The 25,029-nt window shown below is 73.5% G+C and carries 23 protein-coding genes; 5 read left to right on the top strand and 18 right to left on the bottom strand.

All coding sequences use genetic code 11. From position 1 onward, the window contains the following. Nucleotides 1-24 precede the first annotated feature (24 nt). The 3 genes from FE634_RS14375 to FE634_RS14385 all read right to left on the bottom strand — a co-directional run bounded on the left by FE634_RS14375 (nt 25) and on the right by FE634_RS14385 (nt 2,165). Nucleotides 25-363 carry a P-II family nitrogen regulator gene (locus tag FE634_RS14375; RefSeq protein ID WP_137293423.1) on the bottom strand — a complete coding sequence of 113 codons (339 nt, stop codon included), beginning with the start codon at nt 361-363 and terminating at the stop codon, nt 25-27. A 159-nt stretch (nt 364-522) separates the two neighbouring features. After that, nucleotides 523-861 carry a P-II family nitrogen regulator gene (locus FE634_RS14380; protein WP_134767370.1) on the bottom strand — a complete coding sequence of 113 codons (339 nt, stop codon included), beginning with the start codon at nt 859-861 and terminating at the stop codon, nt 523-525. Further along, entirely contained in the window at nt 858-2,165 is a 1,308-nt protein-coding gene (locus FE634_RS14385; RefSeq protein ID WP_262347432.1) for an ammonium transporter, read from the bottom strand. Before FE634_RS14385 ends, FE634_RS14380 begins: the two co-directional genes overlap by 4 nt. A gap of 302 nt (nt 2,166-2,467) precedes the next feature. Between FE634_RS14385 and FE634_RS14390 the strand changes: the two genes are divergently transcribed. Together FE634_RS14390 and FE634_RS14395 are read left to right on the top strand one after the other, a co-directional pair. Then, entirely contained in the window at nt 2,468-4,450 is a 1,983-nt protein-coding gene (locus FE634_RS14390) for a glycosyltransferase family 2 protein (RefSeq protein ID WP_138876266.1), read from the top strand. A 26-nt stretch (nt 4,451-4,476) separates the two neighbouring features. Next, a complete protein-coding gene (locus FE634_RS14395) occupies nt 4,477-6,144 on the top strand; it encodes a glycosyltransferase family 2 protein (RefSeq protein ID WP_148240712.1) in 1,668 nt (555 codons plus the stop codon). Nucleotides 6,145-6,172: 28 nt separating this feature from the next. Here FE634_RS14395 and FE634_RS14400 read toward each other — a convergent pair whose 3' ends face one another. After that, on the bottom strand, nt 6,173-8,314 hold the full coding sequence (locus FE634_RS14400; RefSeq protein WP_187366711.1) for an acyltransferase family protein: 2,142 nt from the start codon (nt 8,312-8,314) through the stop codon (nt 6,173-6,175). A gap of 88 nt (nt 8,315-8,402) precedes the next feature. Then, on the bottom strand, nt 8,403-9,134 hold the full coding sequence (locus tag FE634_RS14405; RefSeq protein WP_148240714.1) for a class I SAM-dependent methyltransferase: 732 nt from the start codon (nt 9,132-9,134) through the stop codon (nt 8,403-8,405). A gap of 127 nt (nt 9,135-9,261) precedes the next feature. Here FE634_RS14405 and FE634_RS14410 point away from each other — a divergent pair, with 127 nt between their 5' ends. The 3 genes from FE634_RS14410 to FE634_RS14420 all read left to right on the top strand — a co-directional run bounded on the left by FE634_RS14410 (nt 9,262) and on the right by FE634_RS14420 (nt 13,530). Then, the gene (locus tag FE634_RS14410) at nt 9,262-10,299 is read left to right on the top strand and encodes a class I SAM-dependent methyltransferase (RefSeq protein ID WP_187366712.1); all 1,038 of its coding nucleotides are present in this window, start codon (nt 9,262-9,264) and stop codon (nt 10,297-10,299) included. Between the two features lie 73 nt (nt 10,300-10,372). Beyond that, nucleotides 10,373-11,911 carry a glycosyltransferase 61 family protein gene (locus FE634_RS14415; RefSeq protein ID WP_138876272.1) on the top strand — a complete coding sequence of 513 codons (1,539 nt, stop codon included), beginning with the start codon at nt 10,373-10,375 and terminating at the stop codon, nt 11,909-11,911. Beyond that, complete coding sequence (locus FE634_RS14420) at nt 11,908-13,530, top strand: glycosyltransferase family 61 protein (RefSeq protein WP_148240715.1); 1,623 nt, start codon at nt 11,908-11,910, stop codon at nt 13,528-13,530. Before FE634_RS14415 ends, FE634_RS14420 begins: the two co-directional genes overlap by 4 nt. A gap of 9 nt (nt 13,531-13,539) precedes the next feature. Here the strand turns inward: FE634_RS14420 and ftsY are convergent, their stop codons facing one another. From ftsY to rsmD, 13 genes are all read right to left on the bottom strand, one after another. Further along, nucleotides 13,540-14,721 carry a signal recognition particle-docking protein FtsY gene (gene ftsY, locus FE634_RS14425; protein ID WP_137293415.1) on the bottom strand — a complete coding sequence of 394 codons (1,182 nt, stop codon included), beginning with the start codon at nt 14,719-14,721 and terminating at the stop codon, nt 13,540-13,542. 48 nt (nt 14,722-14,769) lie between these two features. Then, the gene (locus tag FE634_RS14430; protein ID WP_137293414.1) at nt 14,770-14,994 is read right to left on the bottom strand and encodes a hypothetical protein; all 225 of its coding nucleotides are present in this window, start codon (nt 14,992-14,994) and stop codon (nt 14,770-14,772) included. 103 nt (nt 14,995-15,097) lie between these two features. After that, nucleotides 15,098-15,565 (bottom strand): acyl-CoA thioesterase, encoded by a 468-nt coding sequence (locus tag FE634_RS14435; RefSeq protein ID WP_138876274.1) that lies wholly within the window; start codon nt 15,563-15,565, stop codon nt 15,098-15,100. Then, a complete protein-coding gene (smc, locus tag FE634_RS14440) occupies nt 15,565-19,167 on the bottom strand; it encodes a chromosome segregation protein SMC (RefSeq protein WP_148240716.1) in 3,603 nt (1,200 codons plus the stop codon). The genes FE634_RS14435 and smc overlap by 1 nt, the downstream gene beginning before the upstream one ends. Nucleotides 19,168-19,359: 192 nt before the next feature. Then, a complete protein-coding gene (locus FE634_RS14445) occupies nt 19,360-19,848 on the bottom strand; it encodes a VanZ family protein (protein ID WP_137293411.1) in 489 nt (162 codons plus the stop codon). Between the two features lie 4 nt (nt 19,849-19,852). Then, complete coding sequence (locus tag FE634_RS14450) at nt 19,853-21,133, bottom strand: MFS transporter (RefSeq protein WP_138876275.1); 1,281 nt, start codon at nt 21,131-21,133, stop codon at nt 19,853-19,855. A gap of 40 nt (nt 21,134-21,173) precedes the next feature. Then, nucleotides 21,174-21,377 carry a hypothetical protein gene (locus FE634_RS14455; RefSeq protein ID WP_138876276.1) on the bottom strand — a complete coding sequence of 68 codons (204 nt, stop codon included), beginning with the start codon at nt 21,375-21,377 and terminating at the stop codon, nt 21,174-21,176. Between the two features lie 74 nt (nt 21,378-21,451). Next, the gene (gene mutM / locus FE634_RS14460) at nt 21,452-22,336 is read right to left on the bottom strand and encodes a bifunctional DNA-formamidopyrimidine glycosylase/DNA-(apurinic or apyrimidinic site) lyase (protein ID WP_138876277.1); all 885 of its coding nucleotides are present in this window, start codon (nt 22,334-22,336) and stop codon (nt 21,452-21,454) included. A 9-nt stretch (nt 22,337-22,345) separates the two neighbouring features. Then, nucleotides 22,346-23,053, bottom strand: coding sequence for a ribonuclease III (gene rnc / locus FE634_RS14465; protein WP_222847755.1), 708 nt, complete (start codon nt 23,051-23,053; stop codon nt 22,346-22,348). A gap of 22 nt (nt 23,054-23,075) precedes the next feature. Beyond that, nucleotides 23,076-23,261, bottom strand: coding sequence for a 50S ribosomal protein L32 (gene rpmF / locus FE634_RS14470; RefSeq protein WP_134767351.1), 186 nt, complete (start codon nt 23,259-23,261; stop codon nt 23,076-23,078). Between the two features lie 9 nt (nt 23,262-23,270). Then, nucleotides 23,271-23,864: a YceD family protein gene (locus tag FE634_RS14475; RefSeq protein WP_137293463.1), complete on the bottom strand. Its 594-nt coding sequence runs from the start codon at nt 23,862-23,864 to the stop codon at nt 23,271-23,273. 70 nt (nt 23,865-23,934) lie between these two features. Continuing rightward, nucleotides 23,935-24,423: a pantetheine-phosphate adenylyltransferase gene (gene coaD / locus FE634_RS14480; protein ID WP_138876278.1), complete on the bottom strand. Its 489-nt coding sequence runs from the start codon at nt 24,421-24,423 to the stop codon at nt 23,935-23,937. Nucleotides 24,424-24,454: 31 nt separating this feature from the next. Beyond that, complete coding sequence (rsmD, locus tag FE634_RS14485) at nt 24,455-25,018, bottom strand: 16S rRNA (guanine(966)-N(2))-methyltransferase RsmD (RefSeq protein ID WP_148240717.1); 564 nt, start codon at nt 25,016-25,018, stop codon at nt 24,455-24,457. Nucleotides 25,019-25,029 lie beyond the last annotated feature (11 nt).

Raw genomic sequence — 25,029 nt, forward strand, 5'->3', positions numbered from 1 at the left:
AGGCGGGCCGGGAGCCACGTGCGGTCAGAGCGCTTCGTTGTCGCGGTCGCCGGTGCGCACGCGGATCACGGTGTCGAGCGGGGAGACCCAGACCTTGCCGTCACCGATCCGGCCGGTGCGGGCGCTGCGCTCGACGGCGTCGACGATGGTGGCGACGTCGGCGTCGTCGACGGCGACCTCGAGGCGGATCTTCGGGACCAGCGCGATGTCGTACTCCGCGCCGCGGTAGACCTCGGTGTGGCCCTTCTGGCGGCCGTAGCCGCTGACCTCGCTGACGGTCATGCCCGTCACGCCCACGGCCTCCAGGGCCTGGCGTACGTCCTCCCACTTGTGCGGCTTGATGACGGCGGTGACGAGCTTCATGGCGGTCCTCCCGATGTGGTGTGCCTCGTGACGCGCGCGGCGTCCGGTGCGTCGATGGTGCGGCCGTGCCGGCGATCCTGCCAGCGGCCCGGGCCCTCGACGGGGCACCGGGCCGCTGGGTTGGTCAGGTGGAGCAGGTGGAGCGCGAGGAAGCGCGGGTCAGAGCGCGGCCTCGTCCTTGTCGCCGGTGCGGACGCGCACGACGGTCTCGACCGGGCTGACCCAGACCTTGCCGTCGCCGATCCGCCCGGTCTGCGCGGTCTTGACCACGATGCCGACGATGTCGTCGGTGTCGCTGTCGTCGACGACGATCTCGATCCGGATCTTCGGGACCAGGGCGATGTCGTACTCCGCCCCGCGGTAGACCTCGGTGTGGCCCTTCTGGCGGCCGTAGCCGCTGACCTCGCTGACCGTCATGCCGGTCACGCCGAAGGTCTCGAGGGCCTCGCGGACGTCCTCCCACTTGTGCGGCTTGATGACCGCGGTGACGAGCTTCATGCCTGGGCCCCTTCCTCGGTGCGCACGGTCGACTTGGCCAGGACGCCGGTCGAGCCGGCACCCGAGCTGAAGCTGCCCTGGTGCAGGTCGTAGGCGCTCTCCCCGTGCTCGGCGAGGTCGATGCCGCCGACCTCGTCGTCCTCGTCGAGGCGCAGGCCGATCGTGTACTTCACGCCCAGCGCGATGACGGCGGTGAGGATGCCGGAGTAGAGGACCGCGACGACCACGCCGAGCGACTGGTCGCCCAGCGAGCCGAGGCCGCCGCCGTACAGGAGCCCGTCGACGCCGCCGGCGCCGTCGGAGGTGGAGAAGACCCCGATCAGGACGGTGCCGATGATGCCGCCGACGAGGTGGACGCCGACGACGTCGAGCGAGTCGTCGTAGCCGAGCCGGAACTTGAGGCCGACGGCCCAGGCGCAGACCGCACCGGCGACGGCGCCGATGGCGACCGCACCCTCGATGTCGACCGCACCGGCGGCCGGGGTGATGGCGACCAGGCCCGCGACGATGCCGGAGGCGGCGCCGAGGGAGGTGGCCTTGCCGTGCACCAGGCGCTCGATGACGAGCCAGCCGAGGATGGCGGCCATCGTGGCCAGGGTGGTGTTCGCGAAGGTGCGACCCATCTCGGCGGTGATGTCCTGGTCGACGATCACGATCGAGCCGACGTTGAAGCCGTACCAGCCGAACCACAGCAGGCCGGCTCCCAGCATCGTCAGGGTGAGGTTGTGCGGGCGCATCTTGTCCTTGGGCCAGCCCGAGCGCTTGCCGAGGAGGAGCACCAGCACGAGCGCGGCGACACCGGCGTTGATGTGCACCGCGGTGCCACCGGCGTAGTCCTGGGCGCCGATCCGGCCGCAGATGAGCGAGTCGGCGGTGCAGCTGAAGACCATGTGGGCCAGCGGGAAGTACACGATGACGGCCCAGACCGGGATGAAGAGCAGCCAGGCCGAGAACTTCATCCGGTCGGCCACCGCACCGCTGATCAGGGCGCAGGTGATGATCGCGAAGGTCATCTGGAACATCACGAAGACGTAGTTCTCGGTGCCCACGTCCTTGAGCCAGAACAGGTCGAAGGGGTTGGCGAAGAACGTGCCGCCGCTGTCGACGTCGCCCGCCCAGCCCATCGACCAGCCGATCGCGACGTACAGGATGCCGACGATGGCCGCGGCCACGTACGACATCATCATCATGTTGAGCACGGACTTCGACCGGGTCATGCCGCCGTAGAAGAGCGCCAGCGCGGGCACGGTCATCATCAGGACCAGGGCCGTCGCGATGAGCATGAAGGCGTAATAGCCGTCCACAGAACCTCCATGGAGAGTGGGTCAGGGGAGCGGGAGTTCGCGACGGCGTTGTCGATGCCCGTCCCGCTCGAGTTGCCGGAACTCTGCTGGCCGCAGATTTCGACCGGCGCGGCTCGGTGTTGCGCGGGGGTAACGAACCTCGAGCCGGTGTTACTTCGGTGTTTCGGCGGTGCCGGGCACGCCCCGCCGCACCGGCGCCCGGGGTGCCGGTGCGACCCGCCGGTTCGGGTATCCTTCCGCGGAGCATCGCGCCGGACGGCGCTGATCGCCCCCAGTCTCGGATGGAGGAACGCAGCGTCGTGGTGAGCGGACTCCCAGCCTCGCGCACCGGGGCCCCGGCCGGCGACGCGCCTCCCGCCCCGGCGCCGCTCACGACGGCCGCTGAGGTCGAGGAGCTCCTCGCCGCGCTCCCCCGGCACTCGCCCGAGCTCCGGCTCGAGGTGGAGACGCTCGACCTGCTCCGGGTGCTCACCCTCGCCGACCCCGAGACCACCGTCGACCGCCTGGTCGTCACCGTCTCGGCGTGGGAGCGCCCGCTCGACACCTGGGTCGGCCGCCTGGGCCGCGTCGTGCACGTGCAGTCCTGCACGGTCGACTACCCCACCGTCGAGCCCCCTGCCCCGACGCGCTGGGCCGAGCTGGCCCCCCGGGTCGACCTCTCCGAGCCGGCCGACCACCCGGTCGACCTCCTCGCCCCCGCCACGGTCGACCTCCGGTTGAGCCGGCCGACGCCGCTCGCCGACGTGGCCCGCGGCGCCTACCCCCTCCTGGGCGTCGACCGCCGCCAGCACGGGCACGGCTTCGTCGAGCTCGGCACGGTCGGTGTGGGCGCGGCCGCCCTGGCCCTGCTGCCGAACCGGACCGCGCCGGGCACCCCGGGCCCGCCGAGCGTGCACCTCGAGGGCGCGGGGCTCAGCCACGCCGACCTGGGGCTGGTGGGCACGCAGGCCCGGTACGACGAGCTCCTCGCCGAGCGGGACACGGCGCGCACCCTCGTCGAGCACCCCCTCCTCGTCGAGCCGAGCGGGCACCTGGCGCTGACCGAGCGGGTGGAGCTCCCCCTGGTCGACCTCAACCTGCACAACCCGATCGGGCGCCGGCACATCCTCGAGCTCTCGCGGTGGACCTACGCCCTCACCTCGCCCGGCGGTGAGCTCACCTTCCGGCCCGTGCCGACCGGGGCGACGGAGCCGACCTGGCCCCCGGCCCGCAACCGCGTCCGCGACCGCACCGAGAAGCCCGCACAGTGGTCGCGTCCGGCCACCGCGGTGCTCTCGGGCCGCGAGGTCCGGCAGGTGCGCGAGGTCGAGGCGATCGACCTGTCCGGCCTGCAGGCCGCCGACCGCGACGCCGAGCTGGTGCTCTACCGGCGCCTGGCCGAGCTGGCCGCGACCGGCTCGATCCTGCACTCGCTGCCCGCCTCGTTCACCGGGGCCGACGAGGTCCTCGGGCCCACGCTCGCCGGGTTGCTGCGTCAGCCCTACCGGCCCACGACGGGTCTGGTGCGCGACCTGCGCTCGGTGCCCCAGCGCCGCGAGGCGATGCAGCGCTTCGGCGGCTTCCTCGAGCTGGCCGCCCACGCCGCGACGCTCGGGCACCGCCTGCTCCCGACCGTGAGCGTGGTGCTGTCCACGATGCGGCCGAGCCGGGTCGTCGACGTCCTGCTCGCGCTGGCCGCGCAGCGCTACCCGCACCTGGAGATCGCCGTCGCCGTGCACGGGGCCACCGAGCCCGTCGGCGCGGCGTTCGAGGACGCCGTCCGGGTCTCCGGCGCCTCGGTGTTCCACCACGACCGCTCGACGCCGTTCGGGTCCGTCCTCGCCGACCTCGCCCGGCACACCACCGGCGACCTGGTGGTCAAGATCGACGACGACGACGTCTACGGGCCCCGCGTCGTGGAGGACCTGGTCCTGGCCCACCTCTACTCCAACGCCGACGTCGTCGGGAAGACGACGGAGTACCTCTACCTCGAGGACATCGACCACACCGCGCACCGCACGTTCGCGACCGAGTGCTACCACACCCAGGTCGCCGGCGGGGCGATGATGCTCTCCCGCGCGATGCTCAACGAGATCGGCGGCTGGCGGCCCTCGCCGCACTCCACCGACCGCTCCATCCTCATCCGCGTCGGCCACGCCGGCGGCATCGGCTACCGGACGAACAGCCTCGGCTACGTCTACGTCCGGCACTCCGAGGGCCACACCTGGAAGCAGGCCGACTCCCTCCTCCTGCGCAACACGCCCGAGCAGTGGCCCCGGTTCATGCCCGAGATCATCGAAGCCTGACGCACCACCAGAGAGGCAACCGCCCCATGTCACCCAAGCCGCTGACGGTCAACCCCGCCCTGCGCGACGTCGTCTACAAGAACCGGTGGCGCGACGTCTTCGACGGAACCGTCCCCGAGGGCTGGGAGCCGACGCTCAAGGTCTCGGTCGTGACCGCGGCGTTCAACAGCGCCACCCTGCCGCTGACCCTGGCCTCGCTCGCGGCCCAGGACTACCCCGAGGACCTCCTCGAGGTCGTCGTCGTCGACGACGGCAGCACCGTCCCGGTCGAGATCGGCGACATCGCCCCGAAGCACACCCGGCTGATCCGGGTGCGCGAGGAGGACGGCGAGGGCTGGGGCCGGTCGAACGCGCTGCGCCGTGGCATCGAGGCCAGCGACGGCGACATCATCTACTGGGTCGACTCCGACATGATCCTGTTCCGCGACAACGTGCGCGAGCACGCCAAGTGGGCCCACTTCATCCCGGAGGCCGCGACCATCGGCCACAAGGGCTTCGTCGAGGAGTGGACCTTCACCCCCGAGGAGGTCTTCGCGGCGGTCAGCGACGGCACCATCGGCGAGCACCACGACCTCGACTCGCTCCACCGGCACTGGTCGCTCGACATCTACGACAAGACCGACGACCTCAACGACACCTCGGGTCGCAACTACAGCACCCACATGGGGGCCTGCGCGACGGTCACCCGCGCGGTCTACGACCGCACGCACGGCCAGGACCCCGTCCTGCGCCTCGGCGACGACACCGAGATCGCCTACCAGATCTGGCAGGCCGGCGCGGTGTTCATCCCGGTCAACTCCGCGCTGACCTACCACCTCGGCCGCGCCCTCATCCAGGACAAGGCCGACGACGTCTCGCACTACAACGGCCCCCACTTCGCCCAGCGGATGCCGATCCCGCGCTACCGGCGCCGGGCCGAGAACCGCCAGTGGCAGGTGCCCTACATCACCGCCGTCGTCACCACCGACCGCGACACCGCCCCGCTCGCCCGCGAGTGCGTCGAGCGGCTCCTCAACCAGACCGAGACCGACCTGCACGTCCACCTGGTCGGCCCGTGGTCGAGCCTGCAGACCGGGCGCCGCAGCGCGCTCAACGACCCCGACCTCGAGCTGCACCTGACCCAGGAGACCTTCCGCTGCGAGGGCCGGGTCTCCCTGGTCGACGAGGCGCCCGACGACGTCTTCCCCTCGCCGTACCGCCTCGACGTGCCGGTGCACGTCGGCCTGCCCTCGCGCGCGGTGTCGAGGATGATGCGCTCGGCCTTCGGCGACGACCTCGGCATCGTCAACTTCTTCCCGCCCGAGGGGTCCGACGTCTCCGAGGCGGTCCGGATCACCTTCACCGCGGCCCGCAGCCGCGCGCTCCCCCTCGTCGGCGACGACGTCACCTACGTCGAGGCCATGGACGCCGTGTGGGGCGTGGAGTGGAAGCCCAACCTCGAGCTCGGCTTCCTCGACCTGCGTGACGTCGAGCAGGGCGCCAAGATCCGCCGCGCGGACCCCGAGCAGGTGGAGTCGCTGCGCGAGCGGGTCGAGCGGCTCCGCGCCCGCGCCGTCGAGGCCGAGCAGGAGGTCCGCCGACTCCAGGACGAGCTCGAGGAGGCCCAGCAGCACCCGGCCTCCTCCGTCGCCGAGGTCGCCCGGCAGCGGGCCGGTCGTCTCGCGCGCGCCGCGCGCAACCGCATCTCGTCCTGACCGGTCCCCGACGGGGCGGGCGCGCGGGTCAGCCGGCGCGCGGCGCCCGCCGCCGGCGGTCGCCGGCCAGCAGGTCGTCGACGGCGTCCGCGACGGGCGCGCGCAGCGTCCGGACGAAGGTCCCGGTGAGGTGGTGCAGGTCCGCGAGCGTGACCACCCCGCCGACGACCGCGCGACAGGTGTCGTCGGGGCACAGGTAGGGCCGCACGTCGAAGAGCCCGACGCGCGGGTCGGTCGTGGCCAGCTCGGCGGCGACGTCGCCCTCGGGGTCGGCGACGTCGGCCTCCGCCAGCGGGCGGTCGCACGCGGCGAGGTCGTCCGGGTGGAGGTCGACGCACTGCGGGACCGTCTCCTCCTCCTGCCGGCGCGGGTTGTCGCGCATCACCAGGACCCTGCTCCCGGCGTCGAGCCAGCGCGTGATGATCCGGCGGTAGGAGGCCTCGGTCGCCCGACGGTTCTCCTCGGCCAGGTCCTCGCCCTCCAGCCCCACCAGCGGGACGAGGGTGCGGTTGGCCAGGACGACCATGTCGAAACCTCCGTCGGCGACCTCGTCGACCGCGCGCTCGTTGAACGTCTCGCAGTCGTCGGTCTGCACCTGCTCGGGGAAGGCGACCAGGCGGTCGGCGGTGTGGCACTCGAAGACGAAGTAGGTGGTCAGGCTCCAGGCCCGGTCCTCGGCCAACCCGCGGAAGGCCGGCAGCCAGTGCGCGGCGTGCGAGTTGCCGACCATCGCCACCCGGAGGGCGTCGTCGGCGTCGCTGCCGTAGTGGCAGGTCGGGTCGGCGCGCAGGCTCCCCAGGCTCGAGGTGCACCGGCCGTTGTAGACCGACTTCATGTCGGTCGCCGCGAAGGCACCGGTGGTGACCAGGCGCTCGCCCTGCACGTCGCAGCCGTTGACGACCGCGCCCGCACCGAGGCACGGGTCGGCGAGCTCGCCGGCCACCGGCGCGCGCTGCGCCTCCAGGGCCTGGTGGCGCACGGCGACGGCGCCACCGGCGACGAGGACCGCGCCGACCACGGCGAACACGAAGCTGCGGCGCAGGGGGACGCCGAGCGGACGCCGGCCCCGCAGCGGGTCCTCGACGAGGACCTTGGTCAGGTAGGACAGGACCAGCACGGCCGCGAGCGCCAGCAGCAGCTGCCAGGTGGCCGGCTCCTCACCGAGGGCGAACGGCAGCAGCACCACCACCGGCCAGTGCCAGAGGTAGACGGCGTAGGAGATCCCGCCGAGCTCCTGCACGGGACGCAGGGCGATGGCCGGCAGTGGCGACGCCCGACCGGGGCCGACCGACACCGCGACCACCAGGGCCGTGCCGAGGACCGGGACGAGGGCGGCGGTGCCGGGGAACGCGGTGGCGGCGTCGTAGCGCAGGGCCGCGAGGGCCACCAGCGCGAGGCCGAGCCACGCGCCCAGGACCCGCACCGCGGACGGGAGGCCCTGGAGCCGGGGCAGCGCCACGGCCACCAGTCCCCCGGCGGCCAGCTCCCAGGTGCGCGTCCAGGTCACGAAGTAGCCGGCCGGGTCGTCGCGCTGCAGGAACGACCAGAGCAGCGACGTCGCGAGCACCGCGAGCACCGCGACGCCCACGCACCGCCGCAGGCCGAGTCCGGCCCGCCGCGCGACGAGCGCCGCGACCAGCACGAGGACCGGCCAGCCGAGGTAGAACTGCTCCTCGATCGAGAGGGACCAGTAGTGCTGCACCGGGGTCGCGACGTTGTCGGCGGCCAGGTAGTCGACGGACTCGTCGGCGAGCAGCCAGTTCTGGACGTAGACGGCCGAGGCGACCGCCTGCTTGGCGGTGCCGAGCCACATCGTCGACGGGGCCAGCCACCAGGTCGCGGCGAGCGTGGCGACCAGGACCGTCAGGGCCGCCGGCAGCAGGCGGCGGATGCGGCGTCCCCAGAACTCGGCGAGGTCGCGCGGGGTCGCCGGGGGGTGCTTGAGCAGGTGACCGGTGATGAGGAACCCGGAGATCACGAAGAAGACGTCGACGCCGACGTACCCGCCGCTGAGCGCGGAGGGCCAGAAGTGGAAGACCACCACCAGCGCGACGGCGAGGGCGCGCAGCGCCTGGATGTCGAGGCGCACCCCTCCGGCGCCGGTGCCGGCGTCGGGCCCCGCGGTCGACCGGTCGGGCCCGGACACGATCTGCTCAGGCGCCGAGGTCACCCGCAGAAGTATCCGGATCACGCCGCGGCGCTCCGAATCCCCGGCGTCCGGGACGGGCCGGCCCCGCTGCGGCGGCGCCGCCTCCGGTTCAGCCGGCGAGGAGACGCACGCCGAGGTTCATGTGCCCGATGCTGACGCCCTCGTAGGACAGGCCGGAGCGGTCGAGGAACTCCATGAACGCCCGGTGCTCGTGCAGCTGCCAGCCGTGGTAGCCGAAGTACTCGTCGAAGACGATGACGGTGCCCGGCACGAACCACTCGAACAGGACGTCGAAGACGGTCCTGGTCGAGCTGTACAGGTCGGCGTCGAGGTGCACGAACGAGAACGGACCCTCGTGGGCGGCCTCGAACGGTGCGACGGTGGTGTCGAAGAAGCCGACGTGGAACTCGACGTTGCTCACGGGCAGCTCGGGCGGCTGACCGCCGATGTCGAAGTCGCCGGCGCCCTTCGACGTGCCGCTCCAGGACTCCGGCAGTCCGGCGAAGCTGTCGAAGCCGTGCACCGTCCGGGTGTCGAAGAACCGGGCGATCTGGGTCAGCGAGGTGCCCTGGTAGACGCCGAACTCGGCCACCATGCCGTCGAGGGTGGTGGCGCGGAGCGCGGCGGCGATGGCCTCGGGCTTGTTGAGCGCCACCTGCGCGGAGTCCAGACGACGCTCGCCGAGGATGTAGTCGACGGAGTGCTCGACCGAGCGCTCGCGCAGCTGGACCGGCACCGACGGAGGACGGGGCTGCCGGCTCCGGACGATCTCCTGACGGACCTGGGCCATCTCCTTGCGGAGGGCGCGGAGCAGGCGCGGGACTCGGTTCGGCTGGGGCAACGTGTCTCCTCGGTCGGATCGGTACGAGGACCCTAGCGGCCCGCCCCGGTCGGCGAGGGCAGCGACGCACCCGCCTAGGATCGGCGCGACCACGACCACGGAGGTAGAGATGGGCGTACGAGCACGGGTGGGTCAGAGCCTGGAGTCGACCCTGGGCAAGGACCGTACCGACAAGATCCGCACCGCCGAGCGTCGCTACCGCTCGGCGCTGTCGACCCGGCTCGCCCCGGCCCCCGAACCGGAGCCACGACGCCGGCGCAAGCCCGCACCGGGCTCCGCGTCCCCCGGCCAGCGCGCGGGCCGGCAGGCTCAGAAGAAGGTCGCCGCGCGGCCGTTGGGTGAGCCCAACGACCGCCAGGGCGGCTGGATCCCGTCGGACCCCTTCGTGCCGCACCCGGAGCCGAGGCTCACCCGGCACGACCTGCTCCGCGGGCTCCACGAGCGCCTCGCCCCGCGCACCTACCTCGAGATCGGGGTCAACGAGGGCGCCAGCCTCACGCTCTCCCGCTCGAGGACCGTCGCGATCGACCCCGAGTACGCCGTGCGCCACCCGCTGCACTGCGACCTCGACCTGGTCAAGGCCAAGAGCGACGCCTACTTCTCCCGCCCCGACGCGCTGAGCCACTTCGACGGCGTCCCGGTCGACCTCGCCTTCATCGACGGCATGCACCTCTCGGAGTTCGCGCTGCGCGACTTCATCAACGTCGAGCGGCACCTCGCCACGACCGGCGTCACCGTCTTCGACGACGTGCTCCCGCGCAACCCGCTGGAGGCGGCCCGCGTCCGGCGCACCGGCGCGTGGGCCGGCGACATCTACAAGTCCGTCGAGGTCGTCGCCCGGCACCGGTCCGACCTCGTGGTCCTGCTCGTCAACACCTGGCCCACCGGGACCGCCGTGATCATCGGCGCCGACCCCGCCTCGGAGGTCCTCGAGGACGGGTACGCCTCCGAGGTCCCGTACCTGGAGGCCGAGGACCCGCAGGCGCCGCCGCCGGAGTACATGTCGCGCACGGCCGCCGTCGACCCGGAGGCCCTGCTGGCCTCCGAGGCGTGGCCGATGCTGGTCTCCGCGCGCGAGAAGGGTGACGCGGACCTGTTCGCCGAGGCCGTCGCCGTGCTCCGGGCCATCCCCACCCTCGGGCAGTCGGGCGGGACGACGGACTGAGCGGGCACGCGACACCGGTGACGGTCGCGACTGCCCGCCCGGAGGTCCGGGCGCGCGCTGCTAGCGTGCAGCCGTGAATCCACTCGACGCCCGGTCGGTCGAGGACGCCGTGGTCTACCCGACCATCCGCGTCGCGTCCCACCCCGGCCGCCTCCTCATGGGCGTCTTCGACGCCGACGGGTACGTCGAGGACACCGTCCTGGACCGCCGCTCGGGCGAGGTGGGGGCGCCGATGGTGCGCGGCCTCTTCCCCGACGTCGTCGAGGCCGAGGACCCGGAGGCCATCTACGCCGGGCCGCTGTACTTCCACTTCGGGCACTTCCTGCTCGAGAGCCTCGCGCGCGCCTGGTACGCCCGCCGGCACCCGGACCTCCCGCTGGTGTGGGCCGGCGCGCACACCTGGCACGACGCCCGGCTGCGTCCGTGGCAGCTCGAGATCCTCGAGGTCCTGGGGCTGGCGAACCCCCCTCGGATCCTCGCCTCCCCCACCCGGTACCAGCGGCTGCACGTGCCCGACCTCGGCTACCGCTACGACGACCGGTTCCACCCCGAGCACGCCGCGTTCCTGGCGTCCTACCGCGGCCCGGCCCAGGTGCCCGGTGAGCGGCTCTGGCTCTCCCGCAGCAACCTCGACAGCGACGTCCGCGACCTCAACGCCGCCCCGACCGAGCGCCGGCTGGCGGCGGCCGGGTGGACGATCAGCCACCCCGAGACGCTCACCGTGCGCGAGCAGCTCGACCACCTGAGCCGGGCCGAGGTGGTGGCCGGCGAGGAGGGCTCCGCCTTCCACACCATCGCCCTGCTCGCCGACGTCTCCTCCAAGCGCCTGCGCGTGCTGCGCCGCCACGGCCAGGAGCACAACAACATGCACACGGTCGGCGACGCGCGCGGCGTCGACCAGAGCTTCCACTCGCTGCGCGACGAGGTCGTCCTGGAGGCGAAGGGGCGCGCGGTCACCAAGGTCAGCGCCCGCTCGGCGGAGGTCCTCGACCTCCTCGACGTGGCGGTGCCACCCGCCGTCGCGGCCGACGAGGCGTCGCCCGAGACGGCACTGCTGCTCCGTGTGCTGGAGGGCCTCGCCCCGCGCCGGCTGCTCGACCTCGGCGCCACGGACGCCGGCCTGGTCCTGGGCTCCACCGCCGAGAAGCGGGTCGCGGTGAGCCCGGCGTTCGCCTTCGACACCCGCTCGCACGCCGGCAGCGGCGTCGACTTCCTCGACCTCGACACCCGCACCTACGTCAAGCACTTCGTGAGCGCCCGGCGCCGCTTCGACGTCATCCGCGTGACCGGTCCCGACCTGGCCTCGGTGCTCACCTCGTTCCGCACCAGCCGGCGTCTCGCGACGCCCACGACCACCTGGCTGCTCGGCTCCGGCGAACTCGCCGCCCGGGCCGCCGTCGCCGTCGGCCTGAACCACCCCGGCTACGCCGTGCGGCGGGTGGTCGTGCGGCGCACCGTCGTGTTCGTCGTCCACCGGGTCGCGGGCGAGCCCACCAGCGACGACGCCGTCGCCGACCTCACCGACGACGAGGTCGCCCGCCGCACCCGTCGGATCCCCCTGGCGCTCCCCCGGTTCGTGCGGTCCGTCGCCCGGGCGGGCCGCGGCCGGTGACGTCGTCCGGACCCGCCACCGGGGTCCCCCCGCTCAAGTCGACCACGCTCGAGGGCGCCACGGTCCACCCCACGCTGGTCTCTCCCGACCCCACGAAGGTGCACTGCGGCGTGCTGCGCGCCGACGGCTCCCTGGTGGCGTCGACGATCGACGACCGGCGGCACGGGACCCACACCTTCATCCCGCCCGAGCCGTCGCTCTACGGAGCCGTCGACGACGACTCCGGCGAGGTGATCTACGGGGGCGCCTACCACCCGGCCTACGGGCACTTCATGCTCGAGTGCCTCCAGCGGCTCTGGTGGGCCGCCGAGCGACCCGACCTGCCGGTCGTGTGGGTCGGGTACCTCGACGGCCCGGTGCCCACCCTCACGCAGTGGCAGCACGACATGCTCGAGCTCGTCGGCGTCCGCAACGAGGTCAGGGTGATCATCCGCCCGACCCGCTTCGCGCGGCTGCACGTCCCCGACGCCGGCTACAAGTACGGCGACTGGAGCCACCCGGACCACCTCCGGTTCCTGGCCGCCCACGAGGGCCCGCCCCAGGAGCCGGGCGCCAAGCTCTGGCTCTCCCGGGCGAGCGAGAGCGGGGTCGGCCTCATCAACCGCGAGATCGTCGAGCGTCGGCTGCGGCGCCGGGGGTGGACGATCGCGACGGTCGAGAAGATGGCCCTGCGCGACCAGCTCGACACCCTTGCGCGCGCCGAGGTCGTCGCCGGCGAGGAGGGGTCGACCTTCCACAGCCTCCTGCTGCTCCGCGACGTCTCGGCCAAGAGGTTCCACGTCTTCCGCCGCCACGGTCCCGAGCACATCTCCTTCAAGACGATCGGCGATGCCCGCGACGTCGACCAGACCTTCCACTCGTGCAGCGACGACGCCGTCATCTCCGCGACCGGGCGGGCCGTGGTGCGGCTCGCGCCCAACGCGTCGCAGTACCTGTCCCACCTCGGGCTGCACATCCCCCGCGTCGACCCGGTGCCGCCGGACTGGACGCCGGGGCACACCGTACGCCGGGTCAACCGGCTGGCCGAGCTCCTCGGCGCCGAGACCTTCCTCCAGGTCGGGTGGCGCCACCGGTACGCCTTCACCGAGATCGCGGTCGCGGCCCGTGACGTCGTCGACGAGCAGTTCCGCTTCGACGTGCGGTCCTACCGCGACTCGGGCACGGCGTTCTGGGAGGTCACCCTCGACCGCTTCCTCGCCTGGTTCGCGGCCGGGCGGACCTACGACCTGGTCCTGCTCGACGACCTCGACGACTGGCGCACCGCCCTGGAGCGCCTGCGCCGCGTCCTCGACGCCGCCTCCCACGACCGCACCGTCGTCGTCGTCGACAACACCGCCCCGACCGGCGCCGACGGCGGCGACGTCTTCAAGGCGGTGCTCGCCGTGCACGACCTGCACCCCGAACTGAGCTACCGCACGATCACCACGCGGGGCGTGGCCCAGACCGTCGTGTGGCGCCAGGACCGCACGGTCGAGCCACGGTTCGCCGGGGAGGACGCCGTCGCCCGGCTGACCCACGCAGACCTGGAGGCGCACCGCGACCTGCTCGCCCCGGCCACCGAGGCCGAGGCGCTGGCCGACGTCGCGACGTGGCTCGGGGCCCGCCCGGCCGGGGACTGAGGCGCGGCCTCAGCCCAGGAGCGCGTCGACGAACGCGGCCGCGTCGAACGGCGCGAGGTCGTCGGGGCCCTCGCCGAGGCCGACGAGCTTGACCGGCACCCCGAGCTCGCGCTGGACGGCGACGACGATGCCGCCCTTGGCGGAACCGTCGAGCTTGGTCAGGACGATGCCGGTGACGTCGACGGCCTCGCGGAAGACCCGGGCCTGGATGAGCCCGTTCTGGCCGGTCGTCGCGTCGAGGACGAGCAGCACCTCGGTGACCCGGGCCTGCTTCTCGATGACGCGCTTGACCTTGCCGAGCTCGTCCATCAGGCCCTGCTTGTTCTGCAGGCGGCCGGCGGTGTCGACGATGACGGTGTCGACGCCCTGCTCGACGCCCTGCTTGACCGCCTCGAAGGCGACGCTGGCGGGGTCGGTGCCCTCGGCACCGCGGACCACCTCGACGCCGACCCGCTCGCCCCAGGTCGCGAGCTGCTCGACCGCGGCGGCGCGGAAGGTGTCGGCGGCCCCCAGGGTGACCGTGTGGTCCTCGGCGACCAGGATCCGGGCGATCTTGCCGACCGTGGTGGTCTTGCCGGCGCCGTTGACGCCGACGACCAGGACGACGCCCGGCTTGCCGTCGTCGCCGGTGACCTGGAGGCGGCGGTCCATGGTCGGGTCGACCAGGGTGATCAGCTCGTCGCGCAGCACGGACCGCGGGTCGCCGGCCTCGGCGCCGTCGACACGGAGGCGGGTGCGGAGGTTGTCGACGACCTGCTGGGTCGGGGCGACGCCGATGTCGGCGGTGAGCAGCAGGTCCTCGATGGACTCCCAGGTGTCCTCGTCGAGGCGGTCGCGGCTCAGCAGCGCCAGCAGGCCGCGACCGAAGCCGCCCTGGGAGCCGGCGAGCCGCTCGCGCAGCCGGGCCAGGCGCGAGCGGGTGCTCTCGGGCTTGTCGCGGACCGGGACGGGCTCCGGCTCGACGACGACCGGCTCGTCGAGCAGCGGGGCGTCGAGGAGCGGCAGGTCGCTCTCGAGGGTCGGCGGCAGCGCCTCCCGCTCGGCGGGACGGGTCGTGGTCGGTGTGGTCGACGTCGGCTCGGTCGGCTCGACCGGGCGCCGCGGTGTGCGGCGGGTGCGACTGGTGACCAGTCCGGCGAGGGCGACGACGGCCAGGACGGCGATGCCGATGACGAGGTAGAGCCACTCCATGGTGCTATCCAACCAGGATCGGGCCGACCGGGACCGAGCCGGTGGTGCTCATCGGGTGACGCCGCTGTCGTGCGGCACCTTGTCGTCGCTCCCCGCACCGGGGTCGAGGTCGCCGTCGCGCAGGACGGGGACGGCCTCGGCGGCCCGCTCGACGGCGTTGCCGAGCCACGACGCGCCCGGCACCCGGGCCCCGCGGTGCGGGAAGGCGGCGTAGGCGAGGGCGAGGGCGGCGACGGCCACGACGACGACCATGGTGACGATGACAGAGGTCAAGGTGGTTCTTCTCCGAGTTCTACCGGGTTCTACCGAGAGGCACCGACGCGGGTCCGGCCGGGCGCAACCCTCACTGCACCACAGGTGCCCGCCGGGACCGAACTCAGCCGCGCACGAGGGGCGCGACTGCGACACGGATCACGTCGGGCACCGGGGTGACCGACCGGGAGCCGGCGCCGTTGGTGACGTAGACGTGGACGAAGCGGCCCTCGGCGTTCGCGGGCTGGTCGGGTCCGCCGGCGCCCTGGAAGAGGCCGACGCGGTAGACGACCGAGGAGCTCCCGAGCCGGTCGACGACCAGCCCCATCTCGACGTCGGCGGGGTAGCCCATCTCGGCGAAGTAGCGGCAGGAGACCTCGGCGACGACGCCGATGGCGTCGAGGCCGCGGATGTCGACGCCGGTGGCCTCGGCCAGGTGGGCGTTGACCGCGGTGTCGACGAGGTCGAAGTAGCGGGCGTTGTTGAGGTGGCCGTAGACGTCGTCGTCGGACCACCGGGTGGTGGCGGTGCGCCACGCGACGTAGTCGGACCGGGTGGGCCGGGCCGGTCGGGTCTCGGGGGTCTCGGGCATCAGGACCTCCCCCGCGGCTCGGTGTCGCGGAGCCGCTGGCTGATGACGGTGCTGACCCCGTCGCCGCGCATGGTGACGCCGTAGAGGGCGTCACCGACCTCCATCGTGCGCTTCTGGTGGGTGATCACCAGCAGCTGCGAGGTCTCGCGCAGCTCCTCGTAGATCTGGAGCAGCCGGCCGAGGTTGGTGTCGTCGAGGGCGGCCTCGACCTCGTCGAGGATGTAGAACGGCGAGGGGCGCGCCTTGAACAGCGCCACGAGGAACGCCACCGCGACCAGCGACCGCTCGCCGCCGGAGAGCAGCGAGAGCCGCTTGACCTTCTTGCCGGGCGGCCGCGCCTCGACCTCGATGCCGGTGGTCAGCATGTTGTCGGGGTCGGTGAGCACCAGCCGGCCCTCACCGCCGGGGAAGAGCCGCGCGAACGTGGCGTCGAAGGCGACGGTGACGTCGGCGAAGGCCTCGGTGAAGACCTGCTCGACCCGGGCGTCGACCTCCTTGACGATGTCGAGGAGGTCCTTGCGGGTGCCCTTGAGGTCCTCGAGCTGCTCGGTGAGGAACTTGTGCCGCTCCTCCATCGCCGAGAACTCCTCGAGCGCCAGCGGGTTCACCTTGCCCAGCATCGTCAGCTGCCGCTCGGCGGTCCGCAGCCGCTTCGTCTGCTCCTCGCGGTCGTACGGCGTCGGGCCCGGCGGCTCCTCGCCCTCGGCCGTCTCGAGGGTCGCGGACGGCGGCACCGGCTGGTCGGGCCCGAAGTCGGCGACCAGCCCGTCGGCGTCGAGACCGAGCTCGTCGAGCGTGCGCTCCTCCAGCTGCTCGATGCGCATCCGCTGCTGGGCCCGGGCCAGCTCGTCGCGGTGCACGGAGTTGACCAGCTCGTCGTGCTCCCGGCCCAGGTCGCGCAGCGTGGCCCGGACGTCGACCAGCGCGCGCTCGCGTCCGCTGCGCGCCTGCTCGACCTCGAGCCGGGCGGTCGTCGCGGCGTCGATGGAGACCTCGAGCCGGGCCAGCACGTAGGCCGCGGCCAGCGAGACGGCCTCGGCGGCCTCGCCCTCGCGCAGCAGCCGCTTGCGTCGCTCGGCCGCGCGGGCGCGGGCCTCCCGCTCGGTGCGGGCCTGGCGGAGCAGCCCGTCGACCCGGCCGTGCAGCGCGCGGGCCCGCTCCTCGCCGGTGCGCAGCGCGAGCCGGGCGTCCATCTCGCCCTGGCGCGCGGTGCGGGCGGCCTCGACGAGCCGCTCGCGCTCGGCGGTGTCGGGCTCGTCGCCGTCGTCGGCGCCCTCCGTGGTCGCCTCGGCGGCCGCGAGGCGCTGCTCGAGGTCGGCCAGGCCGGCCAGGTCGGCGTCGCGCGCCGTCTCCGCCTTCTCGATGGCCTGGGCCAGGCGGTCGGCCTCCCCCTTGGCGGCCCGGGCCTGCGAGCCGTGCTGGCCGAGCTCCTCGGCGACGGCGGCCAGGGTGGCGTCGGACTCGTGCAGCCGGGCCAGGGCCGCGTCGACGCGCTTCTGCGCGTCGAGCCGCTCGGCCTCGAGACGGCTGACCTCGAAGCCGAGCCGCTCGCCGTCGGCGGTGGCCGCGAGCAGCCGCTCGGCGGCCTCGTCGACGGCGCTCTGGATCTCGATGAGGCTCTGCTGGGTCTGCGACCCGCCGGCGGCGACGTGGGTGCCGAGGACGTCGCCACCGCGGGTGACGGCGACGACGGTCGGCTCGGCCTGCACCAGGCGGTGTGCGGCGTCGAGGTCGTCGACGACGGCGGCGCGCAGCAGCAGGTGGGTCAGCGCCGGCCGGAGCCGGTCGGGGCACTCGACGACCTCGACGGCGTACGTCGCCCCGGCGGGCAGGGCCGGCCAGTCGCGCGCCGGGTCGGCGACGGGCGCGCCGGGGTCGGCCCCGAGCACGAGGCCGGCCCGGCCGAGGTCGCCGTCGCGCAGGTGGGCCAGGGCGGCGACCGCGGCGCCGGCGTCGGTGACCGCGACGGCGTCGGCGGACGCACCGAGGGCGGCGGCGACGGCGGTCTCGAAGCCGGCGCGGACGCCGAGCAGGGCAGCGACCGAGCCCATCAGGCCCCCGACGCCGTCGGCGTCGCCGGCGGCGAGCAGCGCCCCGGCACCGTCCTTGCGGGTCAGGCCCATCTCGAGGGCGTCCTTGCGGGCCGCGAGCCCGGCGCGGTCGCGGTCGGCCTGCTGGGCGGCGACGCGGACGGCGGCGAGCTCCTCCTCGAGGTCGTCGAGCAGCGCGACGGCGGCCTCGTGCTCGGCGTCGAGCCCCTCCTCGCCGGCGTCCAGCCCGGCCACCTGGGTCTCGAGGGCGGTGAAGTCGCGCTGGGCGCGCTCGGCCCGCGCGGCGGCCTCCTCGCGGGCCAGGGTGAGCCGGCCGACCTCCTCGGCGGCCGCGGCGGAGCGCGACTTCAGCGCGTTGACCTGGCCGTGCAGCCGGGCCAGGCCCTCGCGCCGGTCGGCGGCGGCCCGCTGGAGTGCCGCGATCCGCCGGTCCTCCTCGGCGGCGGCGTCCTCGGCGGCCTTGCGGGCGGCGACCGCCTCCTCGAGGCCGGTGCGGTGCCGCGTGACCTGGGCGCCGATCTCCTGCTCCTGCACGCGGATGCGCTCGGCCTCGGCCTCGATCTGGTCGGGGTCCCGCCCGTGCTGCGCGGTGGTCTCGGCGGCGCCGGCGGCGTTGCGGATCCGCTCCGCGGCCAGGCCCTGGGTGCCGTGGACGCGCTCGCGGAGCCCGCGCAGGGCGAACTGCACCTCCTGGGCGCGGCTCAGGGCCGGCAGGTCCTCGCGCAGCGCGGCCTCGAGCTCGGCCTCCCGCTGCCGCGCGGCCGCCACCGCGGCCTCGACCTCGGCGCGTCGCTCGAGCAGGATCGACTCGTCGGCCATCTCCTGCTCGAGGGCGGTGCGGGCGGTGACGAGGTCGTCGGCCAGCAGCCGGGCCCGGGCGTCGCGGGCGTCGGCCTGGACGCCGGCCGCCTTGCGGGCGACCTCGGCCTGCCGGCCGAGCGGCTTGAGCTGGCGGCGCAGCTCGTGGAGGAGGTCGCCGAGCCGGGTGAGGTTGCCCTCGGTGGCGTCGAGCTTGCGAAGCGCCTTCTCCTTGCGCTTGCGGTGCTTGAGGACGCCGGCGGCCTCCTCGATGAAGCCCCGCCGGTCCTCGGGCGTGGCGTGCAGGATGGTGTCGAGCTGGCCCTGGCCGACGATGACGTGCATCTCGCGCCCGATGCCCGAGTCGGAGAGCAGCTCCTGGACGTCGAGCAGCCGGCAGCTGGTGCCGTTGATGGCGTAGTCGGACCCGCCGCTGCGGAACATCGTGCGGGTGATGGTGACCTCGGCGTACTCGATGGGCAGCGCGCCGTCGGCGTTGTCGATCGTCAGCGCCACCTCGGCCCGTCCCAGCGGCGGGCGGCCGGACGTGCCGGCGAAGATGACGTCGTCCATCTTCCCGCCGCGCAGGCTCTTCGCGCTCGCCTCGCCCATCACCCACGCCAGCGCGTCGACGACGTTGGACTTGCCCGACCCGTTGGGACCGACGATGCAGGTGATGCCCGGCTCGAGCTGGAGCGTGGTCGCCGACGCGAAGGACTTGAAGCCCCGGAGGGTCAGGCTCTTGAGGTACAACGCGGGGCTCCATCGCCGGTGCTCGGGTAGGTCGGTGCTGGGCGTGACGCTACGGACGGCTACTGACACGGGGGAAGCTCAGCGCGGCCTCACCCTACCCGGGGGCCGTCGCCTCGCCGGTGGTACGCGCCGGGGCCACCGGCGTGCGGGAGCCGGCCGGGACCGTCCACCACCGGCCCCGGGCCGCACGCCCTACCGGACCGAGGCCCGCCCCGGCGAGCGGACGACGTCCCGCTGGGCCGCCCGGGCGCGCCGCTGCGCCGCGCGGCGCCGCGACGCCGGGTAGGTCAGCACCAGCCCGACCGCGATGCCGATCAGCGCGCCCACGGTGTTGGCGAGCAGGTCGCGCTCGTCGGGGACGCGGCCGGGGATCGAGCGCTGCGCGGTCTCGATCGCCGAGGTCATCAGGAACCCACCGATCCCGGCGACCCACCAGAACCGGGTGCCGACCAGCAGCAGGAGGAACACCCCGACCGGCACGAAGAGGGCGATGTTGGCCAGCAGCTCGGCCCGGTCGTAGGTCAGCCACGACAGCTCCTCGCGGCGCTGGAGCCGGTCAAGCACCCGCAGCACCAGGTCGCTGCCCGTGGGGGCGGTCGAGGCGGGGGTCAGCGTCACCCAGCCGACGAAGCCGAGGTAGGCGAAGGTGAGGACGCTGAGGAAGGGGTGCCGGTGGAACATGGGGTCATCCTCCCCCGGCTTCCTGGACGTCGACTGAGGGTGCCGTGGGCGGGACCGGCGCCTCGTCGGCGTGCGCGACGTGGCTGAGCTGGCGCCAGATCACCACGACGAAGACCGCCGACCCGGCGAAGGCGAACCAGAACGGCGCGGCGAGCCCCCCGTGCTGGGCGAGCAGGCCGCCGACGCCGGAGCCGACGACGAGGCCGCCGTAGACGCCGAGGAGGTTGACCGAGCCGACCCGGCCCTGCAGCGACGAGGGCACCGCGCGCTGGCGGACGGTGATCGACGTCGTCCCCCAGATGAAGGCGTGCGCGCCGAGGACGAAGAAGATCGGCAGCGCGACGTACGGCGAGGTGGTCAGGGCCAGGCCGAGGTGGGTGAGGGTCTCCACGACCAGCCCGACCCGCATCAGGTTGCCGAGGCTGACGTGCCGGGTGACCCACCCGTAGGAGAGCGTGCCGAGCAGCCCGCCGGCCGCACCGACCGTCGTCACCAGGCCGAAGCCGACCTCGCCGAGGCCGAGGCGCTGGGTGGCGTAGAGGACCAGCACCGACCAGGCGGCGCCGAAGGTGATGTTGAAGATGAAGATCGTCAGCACGAGCGTCCGGACGGCGGCGTGGTGCACGACCCAGCGGAAGCCCTCGGCGATGTCGTGGCTGATCCGCGCCACCGTCTCCGGTTCGCGCCGGTGCGGTGGCAGCTCGAGCCGCACGACCAGCAGCGCCCCGAGCAGCACGAGCACCGCCTCCGCGGCGAAGGGCCACGCGCTGCCGGCGGCGAACAGGGCCGCCCCGAGCGGCGGGCCGGCGAGCTGGTTGACGGTGATCAGGCCGGTCTGGATGCGGGAGTTGGCGACGGCGAGGTCGTCGCGGGCGACCAGCATCGGCACGAGCGTGCTCGCGGCGTTGTCGGCGAACATCTCGGCGGTCCCGAGGGTGAACATCGCGACCAGCACCACCGCGATCGAGACGGCGTCGGTGAGGATGAACGTCGTCAGCACCACCAGCACCGCCACCCGGAGGGCGTTGGTGACCAGCACGATCAGCCGCCGGTCGAGACGGTCGGTGATCGCGCCGGCGTGGAGCCCGAACACCAGCGGCGGCGCCCAGACCGCGAGCGCGGCGAGGGCCACGAGGAACGGCTGGTCGGTCTGCGAGGCGACCAGGAGCGGGCCCGCGGCGAGGGCGATGCCGTCGCCGAGGTTCGTCGTCCACGACGACGCCAGCACCCAGCGGAACCCGGCACCGAGCCGGGCGGGGACCACCAGCTCGACCAGGCTGCTCACGTCGGGACGCAGTCGGTCGGGCGGCGAGGCAGGCGCCGCCTCAGGCGGGCTGGAGCGTGGCGTCGTGCATCTGCGCGCCGAGCAGGTCGGCGGCCCGGGAGGCCACCAGCCGGTCGTTCTCCTCCGAGAGCCGCAGGACGAGGGACTCCAGCTCGGCCACCCGCGCGCGGAGCCGGGCGTTGTCGGCAGCCAGGCGGGGGTCTCGCAGGTCGCTGTTCAGGTAGCCGATCAGCGCCTTGGCCATGTCGAGCCTTCCGGTGGGTACGGGCGACCCGGGTTCTGGGCCGCTTACCAGAGTCCCACCGGAACCGGAAGGGGTCAATCTGGCGCGACCACCGGGGTGGGCACCCGGCGTCGGCGCGGCACCGGCTGGCAGCGCGGGCAGAAGTACGACGACCGGTTCATGAACGCGATCCGCCGGATCGGCGTCCCGCAGCGGTCGCACGGCTCGTCCTGGCGCCCGTAGGCGTGCAGCGAGCGGTCGAAGTAGCCGGACTCGCCGTTGACGTTGACGTAGAGGGCGTCGAACGACGTCCCGCCCTGGCCGAGCGCCTCCTCCATCACCTCGCGGGCGTGGCCGAGCAGGGTGCGCGCCTGGGCGGCGGTGAGCCGGTCCCCGGGCCGTTCGCCGTGCAGGCGAGCGCGCCACAGCGCCTCGTCGGCGTAGATGTTGCCGACGCCGGAGACCAGTCCCTGGTCCAGCAGCAGCCGCTTGACCCCCGAGCTCCGGCGACGCACCCGGGCCACGAACAGGTCGTCGTCGAACTCCGGGTCGAGCGGGTCGCGGGCGATGTGGGCGATCTCGGCCGGCAGCTCCGCGCCGCCGGTGGAGACCGAGAGGCCGCCGAACATCCGCTGGTCGACGAAGTGCAGGTTGCGGTCCTCCGCGGCCCCGTCGAGGACCATCCGGACCCGCAGGTGCCGCTCGGGGACGGCGTCGTCGGGCTGGACGAGCAGCTGCCCGCTCATGCCGAGGTGGCCGAGCAGGGCGTCGCCGTTGTCGAGCGGGAGCCAGAGGTACTTGCCGCGGCGCCGGGCCGCGACGATGCGGCGCCCGGCGAGGGCGGCGGCGAATCCCTCGGGACCCCGCGGGTCACGGCGCACCGGACGAGGGTGGAGGACGTCGACCCGGGTGATCCGCGAGCCGGTCACGTGCCGCTCGAGGCCGGCACGGACCACCTCGACCTCGGGGAGCTCGGGCACCGTGTGCCCTCAGGCGATCTCGTCGGGCCGGGCCGCGTGGGCGGCCAGGATCTCGCCGTAGGCCGTCTCGGCGGAGGCCTGCTCGGCCTCCTTCTTCGAGTTGCCGGTGCCGTTGCCGTAGAGCCGCTCGGCGACCCGGACCTGGGCGTGGAACGTCTTGCGGTGGTCGGGACCCTCGTCGGTGATGACGTACTCCGGCACGCCGAGGCCGTGCTCGGCCGAGAGCTCCTGCAGCGACGTCTTCCAGTCGAGGCCGGCGCCCATTGCCGAGGCCTCGTCGATGAGCGGGTCGAAGAGGCGGTGGATCACCACCGCGGCGACGTCGATGCCGCCGCTGAGGTGCACCGCACCGATCACCGCCTCGACGGTGTCGGACAGGATCGACGCCTTGAGGCGGCCACCCGTGGCCTCCTCGCCGCGTCCGAGCTTGACGTGGTCGCCGAGCCCGATCGTGACCGCGACGCCGGCCAGCGCGCGCGCGTTGACGACCGCGGCGCGCAGCTTGGCCAGCCGACCCTCCGACAGGTCGGGGTGCATCGTGTACAGCGTCTCGGTGACCACCACGCCGAGCACCGAGTCACCGAGGAACTCCAGGCGCTCGTTGGTCGGCAGTCCACCGTTCTCGTACGCGAACGAGCGGTGCGTCAGGGCACGCTCGAGCAGCTCGGGGTCGAGTACCGGGTCCCCGAGTGCCGAGCGCAGCTCGCTGTAGTTGATGTCGGTGACTGCCGACCGGGTCTCAGAGGACCTGGCGACGGTCGGCGCGGGCGCCGTACTGACCGCACTCGCCGCACGCGCGGTGCGGGAGGTGCTTCGCGGCGCACGCGGGGTTCGCGCAGGTGACGAGGGTCGGCGCAACGGCCTTCCACTGCGAGCGACGGTGCCGGGTGTTGCTCCGCGACATCTTCCGCTTCGGGACAGCCATGGTGATCTCCTAGTTGCTCGGGTCGTTCTGGGTGTTCTCGATCGTGGTGAGCGCCGCCCACCGTGGGTCGATCGGGGCCTCGTGCGTGTGATCCGGGTCTTCCTTGAGGTTGGCGCCGCACTCGGTGCACAACCCGGGGCAGTCGTCCTCACACAGCGGCTGGAACGGTAGTGCGAGCACCACCGCGTCCCTCAGCAGGGGTTCGAGGTCGAGCAGGTCGTCCTCCATCGTGCTGACACCGTCGTCCTCGTCGCCGTCGTCGGGACCGGCGTTGTCGGTCGGGCGGCCGCGGGAGTCCCGGGAGTCGCCGTACACGAACAGCTCCTGGAACCTCACGTCGACCTGGTCGACGATCGGGTCCAGGCACCGCGCGCACTCGCCCTCGAGGTCGGCCGTGGCCGTTCCCGTGACCAGCACGCCCTCCATGACCGCCTCCAGCCGCAGGTCCAGCTGGACCGGCGCTCCTTCGGCGACACCGAGGACGTCGATGCCCAGATCTGCCGGTGCCGGCACCGTCAGCGTCACCTCACGTTGGGACCCCGGGCGGCGGCCGAGCTCGCGGGTATCGAGCACGAGCGGCGCTCTCGGGTCCAGGCTGGTCAGGGGATCACTTCCGGGTCCGGGCACAAACAGATCAGCGAGAAGACTACTGGCGTTGTTCCCGAGGACGAAATCACGTCGTCCCCCCGGCGGCCAGGCGCGCCGTCAGCGCCGCGAGCACGAAGTCGGGCACGAACGCCGAGACGTCGCCGCCGAACGCCGCGACCTCCTTGACCAGGCTCGAGGAGACGAACGACTGACGGGTGCTGGTGGGCAGGAAGACCGTCTCGACGCCGGTGAGCGCGGAGTTCATCTGCGCCATCGGCATCTCGTAGTCGAAGTCGCTGGAGGCGCGCAGGCCCTTCACGATCGCCGGGGCGTCGTGGGCCAGGCAGAAGTCGGTGACCAGGCCGGTGAAGCCCTCCACCCGCACGTTGGCGAACGGCTCGACGGCGCGGCGCAGCATCTCGGTGCGCTCCTCGGGGCCGAAGAGCCGGCTCTTGGACGGGTTGACCCCGATCGCGACGATCACCTCGTCGAACAGCGACGCGGCCCGCCCGATGATGTCGAGGTGCCCGTGGGTGACGGGGTCGAAGGAGCCGGGGCAGACGGCCCTGCTCATCGGGTCCGCCCACGGGCGGCGCGGGGGGTGCTCACGGTGCGTGACCGTACCAAAGCACCGTCTCGCCGTACCGCTTGCTGCGGTCGCCGAGGATCGGCCGGGCCCCGGTCGGCCACGTCGGCTCCGGGCTGCGCCGGGACCGCTCGACGACCACGAGGGCGTCCGGCGCGAGCCACTCGGTGAGCAGGTCGAGGTCCTCGGCCAGGTCGGTCTCGGTGAGCGGGTACGGCGGGTCGCTGTAGACGACGTCGTAGCGCTGCTGCGGCACGCGGGCCAGGCACGGCTGGACCCGCGTCGCGTGCACCTCGGCGTCGGCGAACCCGAGGGTGCGGGCGTTCTGCTCGATGAGGGAGGCGGTGGCCCGGTCGGACTCCACGAGCGTGACGCCGGCGGCGCCGCGCGACCACGCCTCGAGGCCGACGGCCCCGCTGCCGGCGTACAGGTCGAGGAAGCGGAGCCCGTGCAGCGAGCCGGCCCACGACTCGACCGCGCTGAACAGCGCCTCCCGCACCCGGTCGGTGGTGGGACGGGTGTGCTCGCCCGGCGGGGTCTGGAGCCGGCGCCCCTTCGCGGTGCCGGCGATGATGCGGGTCATGCGGTGGGCCT

It is taken from the genome of Nocardioides sp. S-1144, assembly GCF_005954645.2.
In the GTDB taxonomy this organism is placed as follows: Bacteria; Actinomycetota; Actinomycetes; order Propionibacteriales; family Nocardioidaceae; genus Nocardioides; species Nocardioides dongxiaopingii.

Coding starts and splice junctions, on each gene's coding strand:
- FE634_RS14375 (WP_137293423.1), bottom strand. CDS start 363: ATGAAGCTCGTCACCGCCGTCATCAAGCCGCACAAGTGGGAGGACGTA.
- rsmD (WP_148240717.1), bottom strand. CDS start 25,018: ATGACCCGCATCATCGCCGGCACCGCGAAGGGGCGCCGGCTCCAGACC.
- coaD (WP_138876278.1), bottom strand. CDS start 24,423: ATGAGCAGGGCCGTCTGCCCCGGCTCCTTCGACCCCGTCACCCACGGG.
- ftsY (WP_137293415.1), bottom strand. CDS start 14,721: ATGGAGTGGCTCTACCTCGTCATCGGCATCGCCGTCCTGGCCGTCGTC.
- FE634_RS14435 (WP_138876274.1), bottom strand. CDS start 15,565: ATGCCCGAGACCCCCGAGACCCGACCGGCCCGGCCCACCCGGTCCGAC.
- rpmF (WP_134767351.1), bottom strand. CDS start 23,261: ATGGCTGTCCCGAAGCGGAAGATGTCGCGGAGCAACACCCGGCACCGT.
- FE634_RS14395 (WP_148240712.1), top strand. CDS start 4,477: ATGTCACCCAAGCCGCTGACGGTCAACCCCGCCCTGCGCGACGTCGTC.
- FE634_RS14380 (WP_134767370.1), bottom strand. CDS start 861: ATGAAGCTCGTCACCGCGGTCATCAAGCCGCACAAGTGGGAGGACGTC.
- FE634_RS14455 (WP_138876276.1), bottom strand. CDS start 21,377: ATGGCCAAGGCGCTGATCGGCTACCTGAACAGCGACCTGCGAGACCCC.
- FE634_RS14445 (WP_137293411.1), bottom strand. CDS start 19,848: ATGTTCCACCGGCACCCCTTCCTCAGCGTCCTCACCTTCGCCTACCTC.